Source organism: Geodermatophilus ruber (assembly GCF_900114385.1).
Lineage (GTDB): Bacteria > Actinomycetota > Actinomycetes > Mycobacteriales > Geodermatophilaceae > Geodermatophilus > Geodermatophilus ruber.
In genome coordinates this window covers 72,864-89,667 of record NZ_FOSW01000015.1, presented here as the reverse complement: position 1 = coordinate 89,667, position 16,804 = coordinate 72,864, and the positions used below count along the sequence as shown (strand labels likewise).

The window sequence follows — 16,804 nt, the reverse complement described above, 5'->3', positions numbered from 1 at the left end:
AGAACCGCGCGTGCCCTCGCGGATCCCGCTGTCGACGACTCGCATGCCGGGAGGGCCGGGGGAACGGGAGGAACTCATCGCCGGTCTGGTGGGATGGGCGGGTCCAGGGCGCCGGGGTCGGTGCCCGCCGAGGAGGGCACCCGTGCAGTACGCCGAGTCCGTCGTCGACCTCATCGGCTCCACGCCGCTGGTCCGGCTGACGTCCGTCACCCGCGCCCTGGGGCCGGACGCGCCGCTGGTCCTGGCCAAGGTCGAGTACGTCAACCCGGGTGGCTCGGTGAAGGACCGCATCGCCGTGCGGATGGTGGACGCCGCCGAGGCCAGCGGGGCGCTGCAGCCGGGCGGCACGATCATCGAGCCGACCAGCGGGAACACCGGGATCGGCCTGGCCCTGGTGGCCCAGCAGCGCGGCTACCGGTGCATCTTCGTCTGCCCCGACAAGGTCAGCCAGGACAAGATCGACACCCTGCGGGCCTACGGGGCGGAGGTGGTGGTCTGCCCGACCGCGGTCGACCCGGCCGATCCGCGCTCCTACTACTCGGTGTCCGACCGGCTGGCCCGCGAGACCCCGGGCGGCTGGAAGCCCGACCAGTACTCCAACCCGGCTAACCCGCAGTCGCACTACGAGACCACTGGCCCGGAGATCTGGGAGCAGACCGACGGCCGGGTCACCTGCTTCGTCACCGGCGTCGGCACCGGCGGGACGATCAGCGGCACCGGCCGCTACCTCAAGGAGGCCTCGGGCGGGCGGGTGCGCGTGGTCGGCGCGGACCCCGAGGGCTCGGTCTACTCCGGCGGCACCGGGCGCCCCTACCTGGTCGAGGGCGTGGGCGAGGACTTCTGGCCGGCCGCCTACGACCGCGGGATCGCCGACGAGATCATCGCCGTCAGCGACGCCGACTCCTTCGCCATGACCCGGCGGCTGGCCCGCGAGGAGGGGCTGCTGGTGGGCGGCTCCTGCGGCATGGCGGTCGCCGCCGCGCTGCGCGCAGCCGAGAAGCTGACCCGGGACGACGTCGTCGTCGTCCTGCTGCCCGACGGCGGCCGCGGCTACCTCGGGAAGATCTTCAACGACCGGTGGATGGCCGACTACGGCTTCCTGGAGGAGACCAGCGGCGTGACCGTCGGGGAGCTGCTGGCGGCCAAGACCGGCACCACCCCGGAGCTGGTGCACACCCACCCCAACGAGACCGTCCGCGAGGCGATCGACATCCTCCGCGAGTACGGCGTCAGCCAGCTGCCGGTCGTCCGGGCCGAACCCCCGGTCACCGCGGGCGAGGTCGTCGGCTCCGTCGAGGAGAAGGCGCTGCTCGACGCCCTGTTCGCCGGTCGGGCCAGCCTGTCCGACCGGGTGGAGCGGCACATGTCGCCGCCGCTGCCGATCATCGGCTCGGGCGAGGCGGTCAACGCCGCGGTCGCGGCCCTGGAGACCGCCGACGCGCTGCTGGTGCACGTGGACGGCAAGCCGGCCGGCGTCGTCACCCGGCAGGACGTGCTGGGTCACCTCGCCGGGGTCGGCGCGGGCAACGCGCCTACGGTCGGGGCATGACCGCCGAAGACGGCGCCCGAGCGAGCATCGCAGCGAGCGCCAGCGACCGAGGAGCGGAACGAGGGCGCGGTCCAGCGATGGACACCGCCGGCCCCGGCTTCAACACCCGCGCGATCCACGCCGGGCAGGATCCCGACCCGGCCACCGGGGCGGTCATCCCGCCGTTGCACCTGACGACGACCTACAAGCAGGACGGCGTCGGCGGGCTGCGCGGCGGCTACGAGTACAGCCGCAGCGGCAACCCGACCCGGACGGCGCTGCAGGAGGCGCTCGCGGCGCTGGAGCAGGGCACCACCGGCCTGGCCTTCGCCTCCGGCCTGGCCGCCGAGGACACCCTGCTGCGCACCGTCTGCGCGCCCGGCAGCCACGTCGTCCTGGCCGGGGACGCCTACGGCGGCACCTTCCGGCTGCTCTCGAAGGTGGCGGCGCGCTGGGGCGTCGAGCACACCCCTGTCGACCTGGGCGACCCCGAGGCGCTGCGGGCGGCGCTGCGGCCCAGCACGCGGGTCGTCTGGTGCGAGACGCCGACCAACCCGCTGCTGAACATCGCCGACATCGCGCTGCTCGCCGGGATCGCCCACGACGCCGGCGCGCTGCTCGTCGTCGACAACACCTTCGCCTCGCCGTACCTCCAGCAGCCGCTGACCCTCGGCGCCGACGTCGTGGTGCACTCGACCACCAAGTACCTGGGCGGTCACTCCGACGTCGTCGGCGGCGCGCTCGTGGTCTCCGACCCCGAGCTGGCCGAGCAGCTGGCCTTCTCCCAGAACGCGATGGGCGCGGTCGCCGGCCCCTTCGACGCCTGGCTGGTGCTGCGCGGTCTCAAGACGCTGGGCGTGCGGATGGACCGCCACCAGGCCAACGCCGCCCGGATCGCCGAGTTCCTGCTCGGGCACCCGGCGGTGGGCGCGGTGCTCTACCCGGGCCTGCCCGACCACCCGGGGCACGAGATCGCGGCCAAGCAGATGTCCGGCTTCGGCGGCATGCTCTCCTTCCGGCTCGCCGGCGGCGAGCCGGCGGCCCTGCGGGCCTGCGAGCGGGCCCGCGTCTTCACCCTCGCCGAGTCCCTCGGCGGGGTGGAGTCGCTGATCGAGCACCCGGCGCGGATGACCCACGCCAGCGCCGCCGGCTCCCCCCTCGAGGTGCCCGCCGACCTGGTCCGGCTGTCGGTCGGCATCGAGGACGTCGAGGACCTGCTGGCCGACCTGGACCAGGCGCTGGGCTGACCGTCGCTCAGCCGGCCAGTCGCTCCTCGAACCACGCGCGGGCGCGGGCGGCGCCCTCCCGGCCCCGCTCCCCCGCCGCGCGCACCTGCCCGGCCAGGGCACCGGACAGGCAGCGCTCCAGCGCGGCGTCCAGCGCCTCCGGGGTGAGCTTCTCGGCGGCGAGGACCACCGGCCAGCCCAGCGCCGCCGCCTGGGCGGTCACCTTCGCCCCGCCCGCGATCGGGTCACAGGCGATCACCGGCCGGTCGTGCTTCACCCCGAGCACCAGCGCGTGCAGCCGCATGCTGACGACGACGTCGGCCCGCTGCAGCAGCGCCTCGACCTGGACCGGGCTGCGCCGGTGGGGCTTCTCGTACAGGTCCATCGACACCTCGAACCAGGGCAGCGCCCGGCCGGCCAGCCACTCCTCGATCGTCCCGCGCACCCGGTCGGCCCGGCTGCGCTCGCCGTACTCGCCCTGCGGCGGGGCGAAGGCCACGGCCACCACGGGCGCCGCCGGCCGGGCCCCCTCGACGGCGAGGTCCGGGCGGGCGAGCCCGGGCGCGTCGCGCTCCCGCACCTCGTCGAACAGCGCTCGGCCGGCGTCCTCCACCACCGAGACGTTGACCGCCCACCGCCGGCACCCGGCGAAGGTCGCGCACAGCTCGCGCAGCAGCGGCGAGTCGCGGATCGGGCCGCTGACGAACACCAGGTGCGTGTAGCCGGCCGGGTCCACGTCGCGCCAGTGCACCCCGCCCCCCAGGTAGGGCGCCTCGGCCACGTCGTGCTCGACGCCCATCTCGCGCAGCCAGCCGGTCACCGTGCCGGCGCCCAGCTCGTCACCGACCGTGGCGATCACCTCGTCGAAGCTGAACCACCCGGCCACGAGCACCCGCATGCGCCCAGCCTCGCAGCCGGGGTAGAGCTCGGCGCGGGGGAAGGAGATCCTGACGGCAGCGGTTGTTCCCTTCCGTCGCCGCATCCCGAGGAGGATCCCCGTGAGCACCACCGACGACGCCCTCGACCTGCCGGCCTTCGAGCGCGAGCGGTCCCGCATCCGGGACACCCACCTCCGGCCCGCCGGCGAACGGCCGCCCTCCACCGCCCGCGGCCTGCACCACACCGCGCTGATCAGCAGCGACGTCGAGCGGACCGTGCGCTTCTACCAGGACGTGCTCGGCTTCCCGCTCACCGAGCTCATCGAGAACCGGGACTACCCGGGCTCCTCGCACTTCTTCTTCGACATCGGCCACGGCAACCTGCTGGCCTTCTTCGACTTCCCCGGCCTGGACGTCGGGCCGTACGCGGAGGTCCTCGGCGGCCTGCACCACGTGGCCATCAGCGTGGACCCGGAGCGGTGGGAGACGCTGGTGCAGCGGCTGGCCGAGGCCGGCGTCGAGCACGTGGTGCACAGCGGCGTCTCGGTCTACTTCCGCGACCCCGACGGCGCGCGTATCGAGCTGATCGCCGACCCGCTGGGCGAGATGTACGGCCACCAGGTCCTCTGACCACCCGCCGCACCCGGCCCCGACCGGCGCCGCCGTGACCCTGCCACCCCGCCCCGGCCCACCCCGCCGGGTGACGCTGCCGACCCTCTCGCCGTCCTCCCGGCTCTACGTGGGGACCGAGGCGGGCGGCTCGGCGCTGCTCCTGGTCGCCACGCTCTGCGCGCTCGGCTGGGCGAACTCGCCGTGGGCGGCGAGCTACGAGAGCTTCTGGACCACGCCCGTGACGATCGGCGGCGGCGACCTCACCCTCACCCTGGACCTGCGGAGCTGGGTGAACGACGCTGCCATGGCGCTGTTCTTCCTGGTGGTGGGCCTGGAGCTCACCCGCGAGGTGAGCACCGGGGAACTGCGCGACCGCCGCACCGTGGCCACTCCCGCCCTGGGCGCGCTCGGCGGCCTGATCGTGCCGGCGCTGATCTACCTGGCGTTCAACCCCACCGGGGAGGCGCGCGCCGGCTGGGGTGTGGTCATCTCGACCGACACCGCGTTCGTCCTCGGCGTCCTGGCCCTCTTCGGTCCCCGCTGCCCCGACCGGCTGCGCCTGTTCCTGCTGACCCTCTCGATCGTGGACGACATCGGCGCGATCACCGTGCTGGCGCTGTTCTACAGCGGCGACCTGTCGCTCCCGGCCCTGGCGGTCGCCGGCCTGCTGGTCGCGCTGCTGATCGGGTTGCGCTGGGCGGGGGTCTGGCGCCTGCCCCCGTACGTGCTCACCGGGACGGCGCTGTGGCTGGCCGTGCACGAGTCCGGCGTGCACGCCACGCTCGCCGGCGTCCTCATGGGCCTGCTGCTGCCCTCCCAGCGGCCCGACCCCGCCGAGCTGCACCGGATCGACGCCTACGGGCGGGCCCTGCGCGAGCAACCCGACGCCGAGCGGGCCCGGCTGGCGGGGCTCGCCACCGCCGCGACCGTATCGCCCAACGCCCGGCTCGAGTACGCGCTGCACCGCTGGACCGCCTACGTGATCGTCCCGGTGTTCGGCCTGGCCAACGCCGGCGTCCGGATCGACGCCGAGACGCTGCGGGAGGCGGCGGCCTCACCGGTCACGATCGGCGTCGCCGTGGCGCTGCTGGTCGGCAAGACCGTCGGCATCACCCTGGGCGCGGGGATCGCCCTGCGGACCGGCTGGGGCGTGCTGCCCGGCGGGGTGCGCTGGTCACACCTGATCGCCGGATCGACGCTGGCCGGCATCGGCTTCACCATCTCGCTGTTCATCGCCGACCTGGCGTTCAGCGATGACGCGCTCCGGGTGCAGGCGATCATCGGCGTCCTGGCCGGCTCGCTCACCTCCGCCGTCCTGGGCGTGACGCTGCTGCGCGTCCTCGGCGAGCGCTTTCCGCTGTGCACGCCGGAGGCGGAGGGGCCACCGGCGCTCCCGCCGCGACCGTGGCTGGAGCCCGTTCGGGTCTGACCCCCGCGCGGCGATCATCCGGCGCAGGGCGTCCAGCTCCACCCGGCCCTCGTACCGGCGGCCGTCGACGAAGACCGTGGGCGTGCCGGCGACCCCGGCCACCAGCCCGGCGGCGAAGTCGGCCTCGACCTTGTCCCCGAAGGGCTGGGCCGTCTCCCCCACCACCCGGTCACCGTCGAGCCCGAGCGACTCGGCGTAGGCGCGCAGCGCGGCGTCGGTGAGCAGGCCCTGGCGGCGGAACAGCAGCTCGTGCATGGGCCAGAACCCGCCCTGCGCCCCCGCGGACTCCGCGGCGAGGGCGGCGGTCAGCGCATAGGGGTGCACGTCGGCGAGCGGGAAGTTGCGGAACACCAGCCGCACGCCGCCGTCGGACTCCTCCACCAGGCGGCGGAGCACCGGCGCGGCCGCGGCGCAGTACGGGCACTCGTAGTCGCCGTACTCGAGCACGGTGACCGGTGCGTCCGGGTTGCCCAGGACGTGATCGCCGGGCCGGGGCGCCTCGGTCACAGCCCCGGGGGATCCACGAGATCGGCGTACGCGGGGTGCCGCTCGATCCAGCCGCGGACGAACGGGCCCAGCGGCACCACGCGCAGCCCCCGCCTGCGGACGTCGTCCAGCGCTTCCCGCTCCAGCGTGCTGCCCACGCCGCCCCCCCCTCCTGATCGGGGTCGACCTCGGTGTGCGTGAACACCACGTGGTGGTCGCGGCGCCGGTAGGCAGCCAGCCCGAGCACCCGCTCGCCCTCGCGGATCTCGTAGCGGCCGACGTCCGGCACGTCGCGCACGGTGAGTTCCATGGTGTCCGGCAACCGCCCCCGCCGCGCCCCTGTTCCGGCGAACGGTCGGCTCCTGCGAGCCTACCGTCGGCACCCGCCACGGCGGCCCGGACGGCCGGCCGCGGCCCGGCATGACGAAGGGCCGGTCACCTCTCGGTGACCGGCCCTTCGTGGTGGTAGCGGGGACAGGATTTGAACCTGTGACCTCTGGGTTATGAGCCCAGCGAGCTACCGAGCTGCTCCACCCCGCGTCGCAGTCACCACCATACACGCCCACGCAGGGTGTGCGTGCCTCACCCTGGGTCGCCACTCCGACGCCTACAGTCGCCGCCGTGACGGCGGAGGTGGCGACCAGCAGCTTCCGCGGCAATCCGCCGCCGGTGGAGGTCCTTCACGCCGGCGTCTGGCTTGCCGGTGAACTGCTCGGCTGGCGCCACGACGAGGCGGGGAGCTGCCGGGTGCGCGTCCGGTGCGTCGTCGGAGGACTGCGCCACACCGCCTGGACCGACCTCACCCACCTGCGCCTGCCGGCACCCGCCCCGGACGACGCCGCGTCCACCGGCCCCGCGACCCCGTGCCCGGCCGACCACGACGCGCCGACCGACCGTTTTCCGCCGGCCTCGGACATCCCCCGGCCGCGGCGGGCGGGCCTCGTCGAGTGGATCGGCGGCTGATCTCCCGCACGCGCGCAGAACCCCCGTTTCCGGATCCGGGCCGACACGGAACCGTCCGTTGACGAGCCGGCGAGCACCGACGCGCCTGCGCGTGTGCACCCGGATCGTCGGGCGAGGGTGGCGGAGCAGGCCCGCTCGATCCCGGCGGGCTGGCCGCCGCCGCTGCTCAGCACCGCGCTCCGGTTCCACCTCGACCAGCGACGGGCGCCCGGTCACGAGACCGGGCGCCCGTCGTCGTGGTGGCGGCCGAACCCGGCGGGGATCAGCCGGCGGCCAAGGCGGCGGCGCCGGCCTGGATGCGGAACGCGTCCCGGGTGTTGTGCAGGTTCTCGACCCGCTCCTCGGCCGACAGCCCGATCGTCGTCGGGACCAGCACCACCTCGTCGAGGTCGCCGTACACCGCGAGCCGGGAACGACACTCCTCCGGCGTCCCGGCGATCGCGTATGTCGCGACCATCTCGTCGCTCACCGCTCTCGTCTGCGCCTCGACGTCACCGCGCGCCGCAGCCTCGCGCGCGGCCGCGGCCTCACGCTCGAACCCGTAGATCCTGAAGGTCGTGTCGAAGTAGGGCTGGACGGAGTACCAGGCGATCGTCTGCCGGGCCCACTCGCGCGCACGGTCGCCGTCGTCACTGATCGAGGTCAGCACCACGCAGGCCTTGTCCAGGTCCTCCAGGGACCGGCCGCGCTCGGCCGCCCCCGCGGCGAGGTGCTCGAAGGCGTACTCGTGCAGGTACCGGGGCGCGGTCAGCACGTTGAGGAGCACGCCCTCGGCCGTCGCGCCGGCCACCCGCAACATGCCCTGCCCGACGGCGGCGAGGTAGATGGGGATGTCCTCGCGTTCCTGCGGGACGGTGCGCGGGAAGCCGCCGATCCGGAAGCGCTCCACCGAGCCCTCGTGCGTGGCCGCTCCGCCCGAGTGGGCGCGCCAGACACTGCGGATCGCCGCGATGTACTCGCCCATCGACTGCGCCGGGCGCTCGTAGGGAAGCCCGTAGAACAGCTCGTTGAAGAGCTTCGGCGACGTACCGAGCCCGAAGCGGAACCGGCCGCCGGACAGCTCGTCGAGGTTCGCCGCCGTCAGCGCAGCCGTCACCGGGCTGCGCGTCCAGACGGCCACACCCGTGCCGATCCGGATGCGCGTCGTACGGGCCGCGATGGCCGCGAGCGGCACGATCGGGTCCACCTGGACCTCGGCGTGCCAGACGCTGTCGAAGCCGGCGTCCTCGAGGGAGACGCCGAAATCGATGGCCTCCGCCAGTGACATGTTCTCGCCGTTGAGAAGAACTCCCAGTCGCGGCCGACGATCGTCCACTTCTTCTCCTTCACCGTGGGGGCGGCGAAGTTAGCACGCGTTCACGTGACCTCCGTCACGGCCGCCCGGCAGGTGTCGCTCCGGACACGGCGGGGGGCGGTGGACGCCGTTCCCCAGGACCCCACTGGTGTCGCACGGTTCGATGGCGACCGGCGCCACGACCGGTGCCGTTCGCCCCTGGGGGGGTGCCCGCCGGCGACTACCCCTGCAGACAAGGCATCTCACCAGTCGGCGGAAATCGCAGTGGGCCTCAGAGGAGGGGCCGATCAGCCGTGGGGAGGCCTCAGAGCGATGAAGCGTGTCGTGGTGGATCGCTACGGCGGACCCGAGGTGCTACGGGTGGTGGAGGACGAGATTCCCCGGCCGGGTCCGGGCGCGGTGCGCGTTCGCGTCCTGGCCGCGGGGGTGTCGCTGACCGATGCGCAGCTGCGCGCCGGCACGTACCTGGGCGTGCCGAGGCCGCCGTTCACCCCTGGCTACGACCTGATCGGCGTCGTCGACGAGCTCGGCCCGGAATGCTCGCGGCTGCACGTCGGGAACCGGGTTGCCGCGCTGACGGTCTACGGCGCCTACGCCGAGCACGTCTGCGTGCCCGAGGCGGAGGTCGTCGAGGTGCCCGAGGGCCTCGACCCGGCAGAGGTCGCGGGCCTGGTCCTGACCTACACGACCGCCTACCAGATGCTGCACCGCAGCGCGCACGTGCGGACCGGTGAGCGGGTGCTGGTGCACGGCGCGGCCGGCCGGGTCGGCGTCGCGGTCCTCGAGCTCGGCGCGCTGGACGGGCTGCGCCTGTACGGCACCGCGTCGGCCCGCGACCGCGCCGCGGTCGAGCGGCTCGGCGCGGTGGCGATCGACTACCGCACCGAGGACTTCGTGACCCGCATCAAGCAGCTGACCGGCGACGGCGTCGACGTCGTCCTCGACGGGATAGGGGGCACGACCTCGATCCGCTCCTTCCGGGCGCTGCGGCCTGGCGGCCGGCTGGTCGTCTACGGGCACTACGCGATGCTCGCGCGCGGTCGTGCAGCCCTGCGTCGGTGGGCCGCCGGCTGGGCCGAGTGGTATGGCACGACTGCCACCGTCGCGCTGTGGGGCCTGCTCGATCCGCGCCGGAAGACGATGGCGTACCGGATCCAGCGGATGCGTGACAGCCGCCAGTGGCTGCCGGTGTCCGGACGCCGGCCGGCCCGGCTGGTGGGCGGCGGCCCGCGGAACCCGCAGTGGTTCCGCGAGGACCTCGGCGTGCTCCTCGAGCTGCTCGCCGCCGACAAGATCCACCCGGTGGTGGCCGAGCGCCTGCCGCTGTCCGAGGCCCGACACGCGCACGAGCTGCTCGAGTCCTCCGCGGCGAAGGGCAAGCTCGTGCTCGTGCCGTGACTCAAGGATTGCTGTCATGTCCGGGAAGGGTGCGCGGCGCACTACCTGCCCATCGCCAGCACGGCCTGATCGGTGATCTGCACACCGTCGCCCTGGTCGGCACGGACGGCACGATCGACTGGTACTGCTGCCCACGGTTCGATTCGCCCAGCGTCTTCGCGGGCGGGCCAACCTGGCGACTGACCCCAGGCTCGCGGGCACCCGATTCAGCTGACCTGCCGGCGGCGGACCGAGCGAGCCCCTGGTTTCTGCGACCGGCCTCGCTGACTCGGGGACCCGTGGCTTGCCTGGCGGAAGTGATGCACCTATCCGCGGCTGTGCTCACAGATCCTTGCACGAACGACAGGGGCCCTCACAGTCACTGCGAGGGCCCCTGTCGGTTGGTAGCGGGGGCAGGATTTGAACCTGCGACCTCTGGGTTATGAGCCCAGCGAGCTACCGAGCTGCTCCACCCCGCGTCGGTAGGACCAGCCTACCCCCTTGCGGACCGGGCGTGCACCCGGCCCCGGGGTGGGCCCGGACACACCCCGCCGGGGCAGGACACAGAGTGGTCCCGCCCCGGCCCGGGCTCAGTCCCCCGGCGTCGCGGGCTGCGCGGCCACCGCGGCGTTGTAGGCCTCGACCGCGGCTTCGAGGTCGGCCAGCGCGTCGCCCTGGCCCCGGAAGTCGCCGTCGCGCTGCGCGGCCTGCAGCCGGGCGAGTGCGGCGGTGATGTTGGCGACCGCCTCGTCCAGCGCCGCGTTGCCCGACGACCCGCCAGCGTCGGACGGCGGCGCCGGTGCGGCCGGCTCCTCGGCCGGGGGCGCCGGCTCCCCGGCCGGCTGATCCGCGGGCGTCCCGCCGCTGTCGGTGGCCGCCTCACCGGCCCCGGCGCCGAACACCTGGTCCAGCGCCTCGGCGAGGGTGTCGGCGTACCCGACCCGGTCGCCGTAGTTCACCAGCACCTTCTGCAGCAGCGGGAAGGAGTTCTCCCCCGTCCCCTCCACGTACAGCGGCTCGACGTAGAGCAGGCCGTCCTCACCGATCGGCAGGGTGAGCAGGTTGCCGAACACCGCCCGCGACTCGGCGCTGTTGAACAGCGTGAGGTCCGGGCGCACCTGGTTGTTCGTGATGAACGACTGCTGCACCTGCTGCGGCCCGCGGAACGGGGTGTTGCCGGGCAGCCGCAGGACCTGGATCTGCCCGTAGGTCGCCGGATCGCTGGACGCGGAGATGAACGAGGACAGGTTCTCCCGGCGGAAGGCGTTGAGCGCGCTGGTGAGCTGGAAGCTCGCCGACGGGTCACCGGGCCGCTGCGCCAGGATGTAGTACGGCGGCTGCGCCGCCTGGGTCTCCTGGGTGGGATCGGCCGGCACCTGCCACCGGTCGTTCTGGTTGTAGAAGTCGACCGGGTCGCTCACGTGGTAGCGGGTGAGGATGTCCCGCTGGAGCTTGAACAGGTCCTCCGGGTAGCGCACGTGGCTGACCAGCTCCTCGGGCATCTGCTCGCGCGGCTGCACGATGCCCGGGAAGGCCCGCATGTAGGCCTTCAGGACCGGGTCCTTCTGGTCCCACTCGTAGAGGGTCACCGTGCCGTCGTAGGCGTCGACGGTGGCCTTGACCGAGTTGCGGACGTAGTTGAACTGCTCGTTCGGCAGCGCGGTCGTCCCGGTCCCGGTGAGCGCGTCGGACGCCGCCTCGCCCAGCTCCATCGACTCGGAGTAGGGGAAGGAGTCCGAGGTCGTGTAGCCGTCGAGGATCCAGGTCACCCGCCCGTCGATCACCGCCGGGTACGGGTCGCCGTCCACCTCGAGGAACGGCGCGGCCTTCTCCACCCGGTCCCGGGGGTCGCGCACGTAGAGGACCTTCGACGCGTCGTTGACGGCGCTGGAGAGCAGGAAATTGCGCTCCCGGTAGTAGATCGCGAACGTCAACTGCCGGAAGAAGCTGCCGATCGAGACGCCACCCTTGCCGTCGTAGGTGTTGTTGATCTGGCCCTGGTCGGAGCCGTCCTCGGGCTGGTCGAACTCGCGCGGCGTGGCGCTCTCGGGCGCGCCGACGACGGAGTAGTCGTCGATCAGCTCGCCGTAGTAGATCCGCGGCTGCTCGACGGGGATGTTGCCGACGGTCGGCAGGTCCCGGGTGGTGAAGTTCGGCTCGCCGCCCTCCTGCCCGGCGACCACCTCGTTGGCCGGGGCGGCGACGAAGCCGTTGCCGTGGGTGTAGACGGTGTGCCGGTTGATCCAGGTGTCCTGGTTCTCCGACAGCCCGGCGCTGTTGAGTTCCCGGACCGCGACGACGTAGTCCCGCGTCTCGCCGTTGATCGTGTAGCGGTCGATGTCGAGCTTGTCGGGGAAGCCGTACACGTTGCGGATCTGCTGCCGCGCGGTGAACGTGTCGGACAGGACGTTGGGGTCCAGCAGCCGCGCGTTGGGGATCGTCTCGGTGTCGTTGCGCAGCTCGGCCAGCGCTGCGCCGGTGTCGACCTCCTCGCCGGTGCTCTGCTGCGCGTAATCGACGTACTCCACGTCCGAGAGCCCGTAGGCGTCGCGGGTCGCGGCAATGGCCCGCTCGATGTAGTCGGCCTCCCGCTCGTTGGCGCTGGGCCGGACGACGAACTGCTGCACGATCGCCGGATAGGCCACGCCGATGACCAGGCTGGACAGCAACAGCAGGACCAGCGCCGCGGCCGGCAGCCGGAAGTTGCGGACGACGACGTTGGCCAGGAAGGCGATCGCGCAGACGGCCGCGGCGAAGACCAGGATCGTCTTGGCCGGCAGCAGCGCGTTGACGTCGGTGTAGCTCGCACCCGCGAACAGCTCACCGCGGTCGGAGTAGACCAGCCCGTACCGGTCCAGCCAGTACGCCACCGCCTTGAGCGCGACGAACAGGCCGAGCAGCACCGACAGCTGGATCATCGCCGCCGAGGTGAGCTTCTGCCCCGGCGTCTGCAGCCGCAGCCCGCCGAAGACGTAGTGGGTCAGCAGCGAACCGATCAGCGCCAGCAGCACGATCGCGAAGCCGAAGCCGAGCAGCAGCCGGTAGAACGGGTAGTCGAAGACGAAGAAGGACAGGTCCAGCCCGAACTGCGGGTCGGTCCGGCCGAAGTCGTTGGCGTTCCGGAACCGCAGCCAGGTCTCCCAGTTGCCCTGCGCGGTGAACCCGGCGAACAGGCCGAGCACGACGGCCACGGCCGTGAGAACCAGCGTGCGCCGCGGCTCGAGGGACTGGCGGTAGCGCTCGAGGTTCTGCTGCTCGAGCGACATCGGCCGGAAGGTGGGCCGGAACCGGTAGGCCAGGTAGATGGCCAGCGCGGTCAGGCCACCGGTGGCGACCCCGGCGACGGCGAACAGCAGGGCGCGGGTCTGCAGCTCGGTCCAGAAGACCTCGGTGTACCCGGTCTCGTCGAACCAGAGGTAGTCGACGTAGACGTTGGTCAACGTCCCGATGACCGTGAACAGGACCAGCAGCACGCCGATGGCCCCGATGACCACCTTCGCGCGCCGGGAGAGGGTCGGCACGGACACGGGGGGCCGCATGGCCACGAGCGGTCTCCTTCAGGTGCGGTCGTGGCGGGAGCCACGGTGGTACCGGCCGGACAATTCCGGATCGGGTCGTTCCGATGTCGGTCCGGTCAACCCAGACCAACGCGTGGGAGCGCCCGGGGTTCCCGGTCGCCGGACCTGGGTCCAGCTTCGCTGGCCGAGCGGGTGCACCGCCTCCCGGGGCGGCCCTCAGCAGGCATCCGGGGTCCGTCCGGCGCGGAGGTCGGCGAGCGCGTCGAGGGCGTCGTCCAGGGTGGCGACCCGGGCGATCGTCAGCCCCGGCTGGGGGGCGGCGACGGCGTCGGCGCAGTTGTCGGCGGGCACGAGGAACAGCTCGGCACCGATGTCGGAGGCGGCCACCATCTTCAGCTGGATGCCGCCGATCGGCCCCACGGCGCCCTCCGCGTCGATGGTGCCGGTGCCGGCCACCTTGGCCCCACCGGTCAGGTCGGTGTCGCCGACCAGGTCGAGGATGCCGAGGGCCAGCATCAGTCCGGCGGAGGGACCGCCGACGTCCTCCACCCGGATGTCGACGTCGAAGGGTGCCGACGGCTGCTCCCTGACGAGCACGCCGAGCATTGAGCCGGGGCGGTCCTGCGCCGGGCGGGTGGTGACCGACGCCGTCCCCGGCTGCCCCAGCCGCGTGTAGCCGACGGGGACTGTCGAGCCGCCGGGGATGGCGCTGAGGACCTCGTCCAGCGTCTCGGTGTCCGGGGTCGGCCGGCCGTCGACGCTCTCGATCGCGTCCCCCTCCTCCAGGAGGCCCTCGGACGGCGAGTCCTCCGCCAGCCCGCGGACGACGACTTTCACCGGGTAGCCCAGCTCGCCCAGCGCCGCGGCCTCGGCCGCCTCCTCGGAGGTCAGGAACGCCTGCCGGTTGGCCTCCCGGGTCTCCTCCTCGGTGCGATCGGGCGGATAGACCGACTCCTCCGGGACGACGCTCACCTCGCTGTCGAACCAGCCCTGCACGGCCTCGACCAGGCTCAGCCCCGCCCGGCTCACCCCGACGGTGGTGAGGGTCAGCTCGCCCTCGGTCTCGTTGCGCTCCCGGCCCTCGACGCTGATGATCGGCTCGCCGTCGACCTCGCCGAGCGTGTTGAACGTCGGTCCCGGGACCTGCGCGACGTACGGCACCGGCACGACGGCGCCGAGCACGCCGAAGACGACGAGCAGCACGACACCGACGCTGAGGACGGCGATGCGACGGGTCACGACCGGCGAGCTTAGGTGGCCGGGCTGGCAGTCCGGCCCGGCACCGGCGCCGGTGTCCGCCCGGAGCGGACACGACCTCCGGCGGGAAGATCACGCGTCTACCGTGGTGACATGAGCGATCTGCCGTTCGGTTTCGGCCCCCCCGATCGCGACCCCGAGCGTCGCAACGAGCCGGGATCGGGTGCCGGCAACGACCCCTTCGGATTCGGCGCGCTGTTCGGCGGCGCGGGTGCGGGTGGGGGCACGCCGGAGGAGCTGCTGGCCAAGATGCCGCTGTTCGCAGAGCTGCAGAAGCTGATGAGCTGGTCCGGCGGCCCGGTGAACTGGGACCTCGCCCGGCAGGGTGCGATCAGCTCCCTGGCGGCCGGGTCCCAGCCGACGTCCGACGCCGAGCGGTCCGCCGTGGCCGAGGCGCTGCGCCTGGCCGACCTGTGGCTGGACCCGGTCACCGACCTGCCCTCGGGGATCGACCGGACGCTGGCCTGGTCCCGGGTCGAGTGGGTGGAGCAGACGCTGCCGGCCTGGAGCGCGCTCATCGACCCGCTGGCCGAGCGGGTGGTGGGTGCGATGACCGGCGCGCTGCCGGCCGAGGCGGCCGCGATGGCGGGTCCGCTGGCCGGGATCATGGACCGGATGGGCGGCCTGATGTTCGGCGCCCAGATCGGCCAGGCCCTCGGCCGGGTCTCCGGCGAGGTGCTCACCGGCACCGAGGTGGGCATCCCGCTGGCCCCGGCGGGTGCCGGTGTGCTCCTGCCGCAGAACGTCGCCGAGTTCGCCGAGGGCCTCGACCGCCCGGCCGACGAGGTGCGGCTGTTCCTGGCGCTGCGCGAGGCGGCGTCGCAGCGGTTGTTCGCGCACGTGCCCTGGCTGCGCCAGCAGCTGCTCGACGCCGTCCACGCCTACGCGCGGGGGATCACCGTCGACCGCGAGGCGATCGAGCGGGGCATCAACGAGGCGATGGGCTCGATGGGCGGGATCGACCCGAGCAACCCGGAGAGCATCCAGGCGCTGCTCGGCAGCGGCCTGCTCGAGCCGGAGGAGACGCCCGAGCAGCAGATGGCGCTGCGCCGGCTGGAGACCCTGCTGGCCCTGGTGGAGGGCTGGGTGGATGCCGTGGTGGCGGCGGCCGCCGCGGAGCGGCTGCCCGGGCACGGGGCGCTGGCCGAGACGATGCGCCGGCGGCGCGCCTCCGGTGGCCCCGCCGAGCAGACCTTCGCCACGCTGGTGGGCCTGCAGCTGCGGCCGCGCCGGCTGCGGGACGCCGCCACGGTGTGGGGCGCGATGGGCCAGCGCCACGGCAGCGCGGCCCGCGACCGCCTGTGGTCGCACCCCGACCTGCTGCCCACGTCCGACGACCTCGACGAGCCGCTGGACTTCGTGGCCCGGCACGGCGCGGACGACGAGCTGCACGGCCTCACCGCCGACGGTTCCGGCGAGACCGAGACCCCGGAGGGCGACGACCGGGCCTGAGCCCGAGGAACAGGCGGCCGGAGGACCGCAACGATTCAGTCGACGAGGTCGTCCTCGCCGGCGCCCGCGGGACGGGCCTCGCTGCCGAGCTCCACGCCCTCCAGGAAGCCGCGGGCGCGCTCGGCCCGCGGATACCGGGCCACCAGGCTCCAGAAGCGCTCGTTGTGGCTGGGCTCGAGCAGGTGGGCGAGCTCGTGCACCAGCACGTAGTCGACGACGTACTCGGGCATCGCCCGCAACCGGCTGGACAACCGGATGGTGCGGTCGGCCGGCGTGCACGATCCCCAGCGCCGCTGCTGGTTGTCCACCCACCGGACGCTGGCCGGCTGCGGCATCCCGTCGAAGTGGGCGGCAGCCAGCGCCCGCGCCCGAGCCATGAGCTCGTCGTCCCCGCCCAGGGACCGCCGGCGGCGCTCCTCCCGGGTCTGCAGCTTGGCCACCATCTGCGCCACCCAGCGGCGCTCCTCGGCGGGACTGAACGCCGCCGGGATGAGCACCACCGTGCGGCCGGACTCCCGGTAGGCGGTCACCGTGCGGCGCCGGCGCGCGCTGCGCCGGACCTCCACGGCGGCGTCGTGGACCTGCACCGCGGGGACGGCACGGGACGCCCGCCGCCCACCCTGCGGGAGGGGGGTCGGGACGGGGCTGCGCGGGGTGTCGGGGGTCGATCCGGGCACGCCACGCACCGTAGCCACCGGGAGCCGCCGACGCCCCCTCTGCGACACCCGCTCGGGTGCATGTCGCACAGATGGTGGACACGGCGTCCCCCGTCGGTCCGCCCGGT

General features: G+C 73.5%; 13 protein-coding genes, 2 tRNA genes and 1 pseudogene. 7 read left to right on the top strand and 9 right to left on the bottom strand.

All coding sequences use genetic code 11. The annotated features are described in order from the left end of the window. Positions 1-142 precede the first annotated feature (142 nt). Both BMZ50_RS20025 and BMZ50_RS20020 read left to right on the top strand, forming a co-directional pair. Entirely contained in the window at positions 143-1,549 is a 1,407-nt protein-coding gene (locus BMZ50_RS20025; RefSeq protein ID WP_091328752.1) for a cystathionine beta-synthase, read from the top strand. A 77-nt stretch (positions 1,550-1,626) separates the two neighbouring features. After that, the gene (locus tag BMZ50_RS20020; protein WP_091328750.1) at positions 1,627-2,775 is read left to right on the top strand and encodes a cystathionine gamma-synthase; all 1,149 of its coding nucleotides are present in this window, start codon (positions 1,627-1,629) and stop codon (positions 2,773-2,775) included. Between the two features lie 7 nt (positions 2,776-2,782). Here BMZ50_RS20020 and BMZ50_RS20015 read toward each other — a convergent pair whose 3' ends face one another. Continuing rightward, positions 2,783-3,652 (bottom strand): polysaccharide pyruvyl transferase family protein, encoded by an 870-nt coding sequence (locus tag BMZ50_RS20015; RefSeq protein ID WP_091328748.1) that lies wholly within the window; start codon positions 3,650-3,652, stop codon positions 2,783-2,785. Between the two features lie 100 nt (positions 3,653-3,752). Here BMZ50_RS20015 and BMZ50_RS20010 point away from each other — a divergent pair, with 100 nt between their 5' ends. Together BMZ50_RS20010 and nhaA are read left to right on the top strand one after the other, a co-directional pair. Then, entirely contained in the window at positions 3,753-4,262 is a 510-nt protein-coding gene (locus tag BMZ50_RS20010) for a VOC family protein (RefSeq protein ID WP_091328746.1), read from the top strand. A 34-nt stretch (positions 4,263-4,296) separates the two neighbouring features. Beyond that, entirely contained in the window at positions 4,297-5,673 is a 1,377-nt protein-coding gene (gene nhaA, locus BMZ50_RS20005; RefSeq protein WP_091328744.1) for a Na+/H+ antiporter NhaA, read from the top strand. A gap of 24 nt (positions 5,674-5,697) precedes the next feature. Here nhaA and BMZ50_RS24850 read toward each other — a convergent pair. The 3 genes and pseudogenes from BMZ50_RS24850 to BMZ50_RS19990 all read right to left on the bottom strand — a co-directional run. Next, positions 5,698-6,180 (bottom strand): annotated as a pseudogene (locus tag BMZ50_RS24850) (DsbA family protein); the annotation flags it as partial. Beyond that, positions 6,177-6,317 carry a GNAT family N-acetyltransferase gene (locus tag BMZ50_RS24845; RefSeq protein WP_245753762.1) on the bottom strand — a complete coding sequence of 47 codons (141 nt, stop codon included), beginning with the start codon at positions 6,315-6,317 and terminating at the stop codon, positions 6,177-6,179. The gene BMZ50_RS24845 and the pseudogene BMZ50_RS24850, both read right to left, overlap by 4 nt. A 305-nt stretch (positions 6,318-6,622) precedes the next feature. Next, positions 6,623-6,699: transfer RNA gene (locus BMZ50_RS19990), tRNA-Met, on the bottom strand. A gap of 81 nt (positions 6,700-6,780) precedes the next feature. Here BMZ50_RS19990 and BMZ50_RS19985 point away from each other — a divergent pair. Next, a complete protein-coding gene (locus BMZ50_RS19985; RefSeq protein ID WP_091328742.1) occupies positions 6,781-7,122 on the top strand; it encodes a hypothetical protein in 342 nt (113 codons plus the stop codon). A 262-nt stretch (positions 7,123-7,384) separates the two neighbouring features. On the opposite strand, the gene BMZ50_RS19980 is transcribed toward BMZ50_RS19985, so the two are convergent. Beyond that, on the bottom strand, positions 7,385-8,437 hold the full coding sequence (locus BMZ50_RS19980) for an LLM class flavin-dependent oxidoreductase (RefSeq protein WP_143087233.1): 1,053 nt from the start codon (positions 8,435-8,437) through the stop codon (positions 7,385-7,387). A 291-nt stretch (positions 8,438-8,728) separates the two neighbouring features. Here BMZ50_RS19980 and BMZ50_RS19975 point away from each other — a divergent pair, with 291 nt between their 5' ends. Then, a complete protein-coding gene (locus tag BMZ50_RS19975; RefSeq protein WP_091328738.1) occupies positions 8,729-9,814 on the top strand; it encodes a medium chain dehydrogenase/reductase family protein in 1,086 nt (361 codons plus the stop codon). A 381-nt stretch (positions 9,815-10,195) separates the two neighbouring features. Here the strand turns inward: BMZ50_RS19975 and BMZ50_RS19970 are convergent. The 3 genes from BMZ50_RS19970 to BMZ50_RS19960 form a co-directional block, all read right to left on the bottom strand. Beyond that, positions 10,196-10,272 (bottom strand) — tRNA-Met (locus tag BMZ50_RS19970). A 111-nt stretch (positions 10,273-10,383) separates the two neighbouring features. Next, positions 10,384-13,332, bottom strand: coding sequence for a UPF0182 family membrane protein (locus tag BMZ50_RS19965; protein ID WP_245753769.1), 2,949 nt, complete (start codon positions 13,330-13,332; stop codon positions 10,384-10,386). 195 nt (positions 13,333-13,527) lie between these two features. After that, positions 13,528-14,550: a YlbL family protein gene (locus BMZ50_RS19960; RefSeq protein WP_177212902.1), complete on the bottom strand. Its 1,023-nt coding sequence runs from the start codon at positions 14,548-14,550 to the stop codon at positions 13,528-13,530. 111 nt (positions 14,551-14,661) lie between these two features. On the opposite strand from BMZ50_RS19960, the gene BMZ50_RS19955 reads away from it, so the two are divergent. Beyond that, entirely contained in the window at positions 14,662-16,020 is a 1,359-nt protein-coding gene (locus tag BMZ50_RS19955; RefSeq protein WP_091328734.1) for a zinc-dependent metalloprotease, read from the top strand. A gap of 35 nt (positions 16,021-16,055) precedes the next feature. Here BMZ50_RS19955 and BMZ50_RS19950 read toward each other — a convergent pair whose 3' ends face one another. Then, positions 16,056-16,697: a M48 metallopeptidase family protein gene (locus tag BMZ50_RS19950; protein ID WP_245753761.1), complete on the bottom strand. Its 642-nt coding sequence runs from the start codon at positions 16,695-16,697 to the stop codon at positions 16,056-16,058. Between the last annotated feature and the right edge of the window lie 107 nt (positions 16,698-16,804).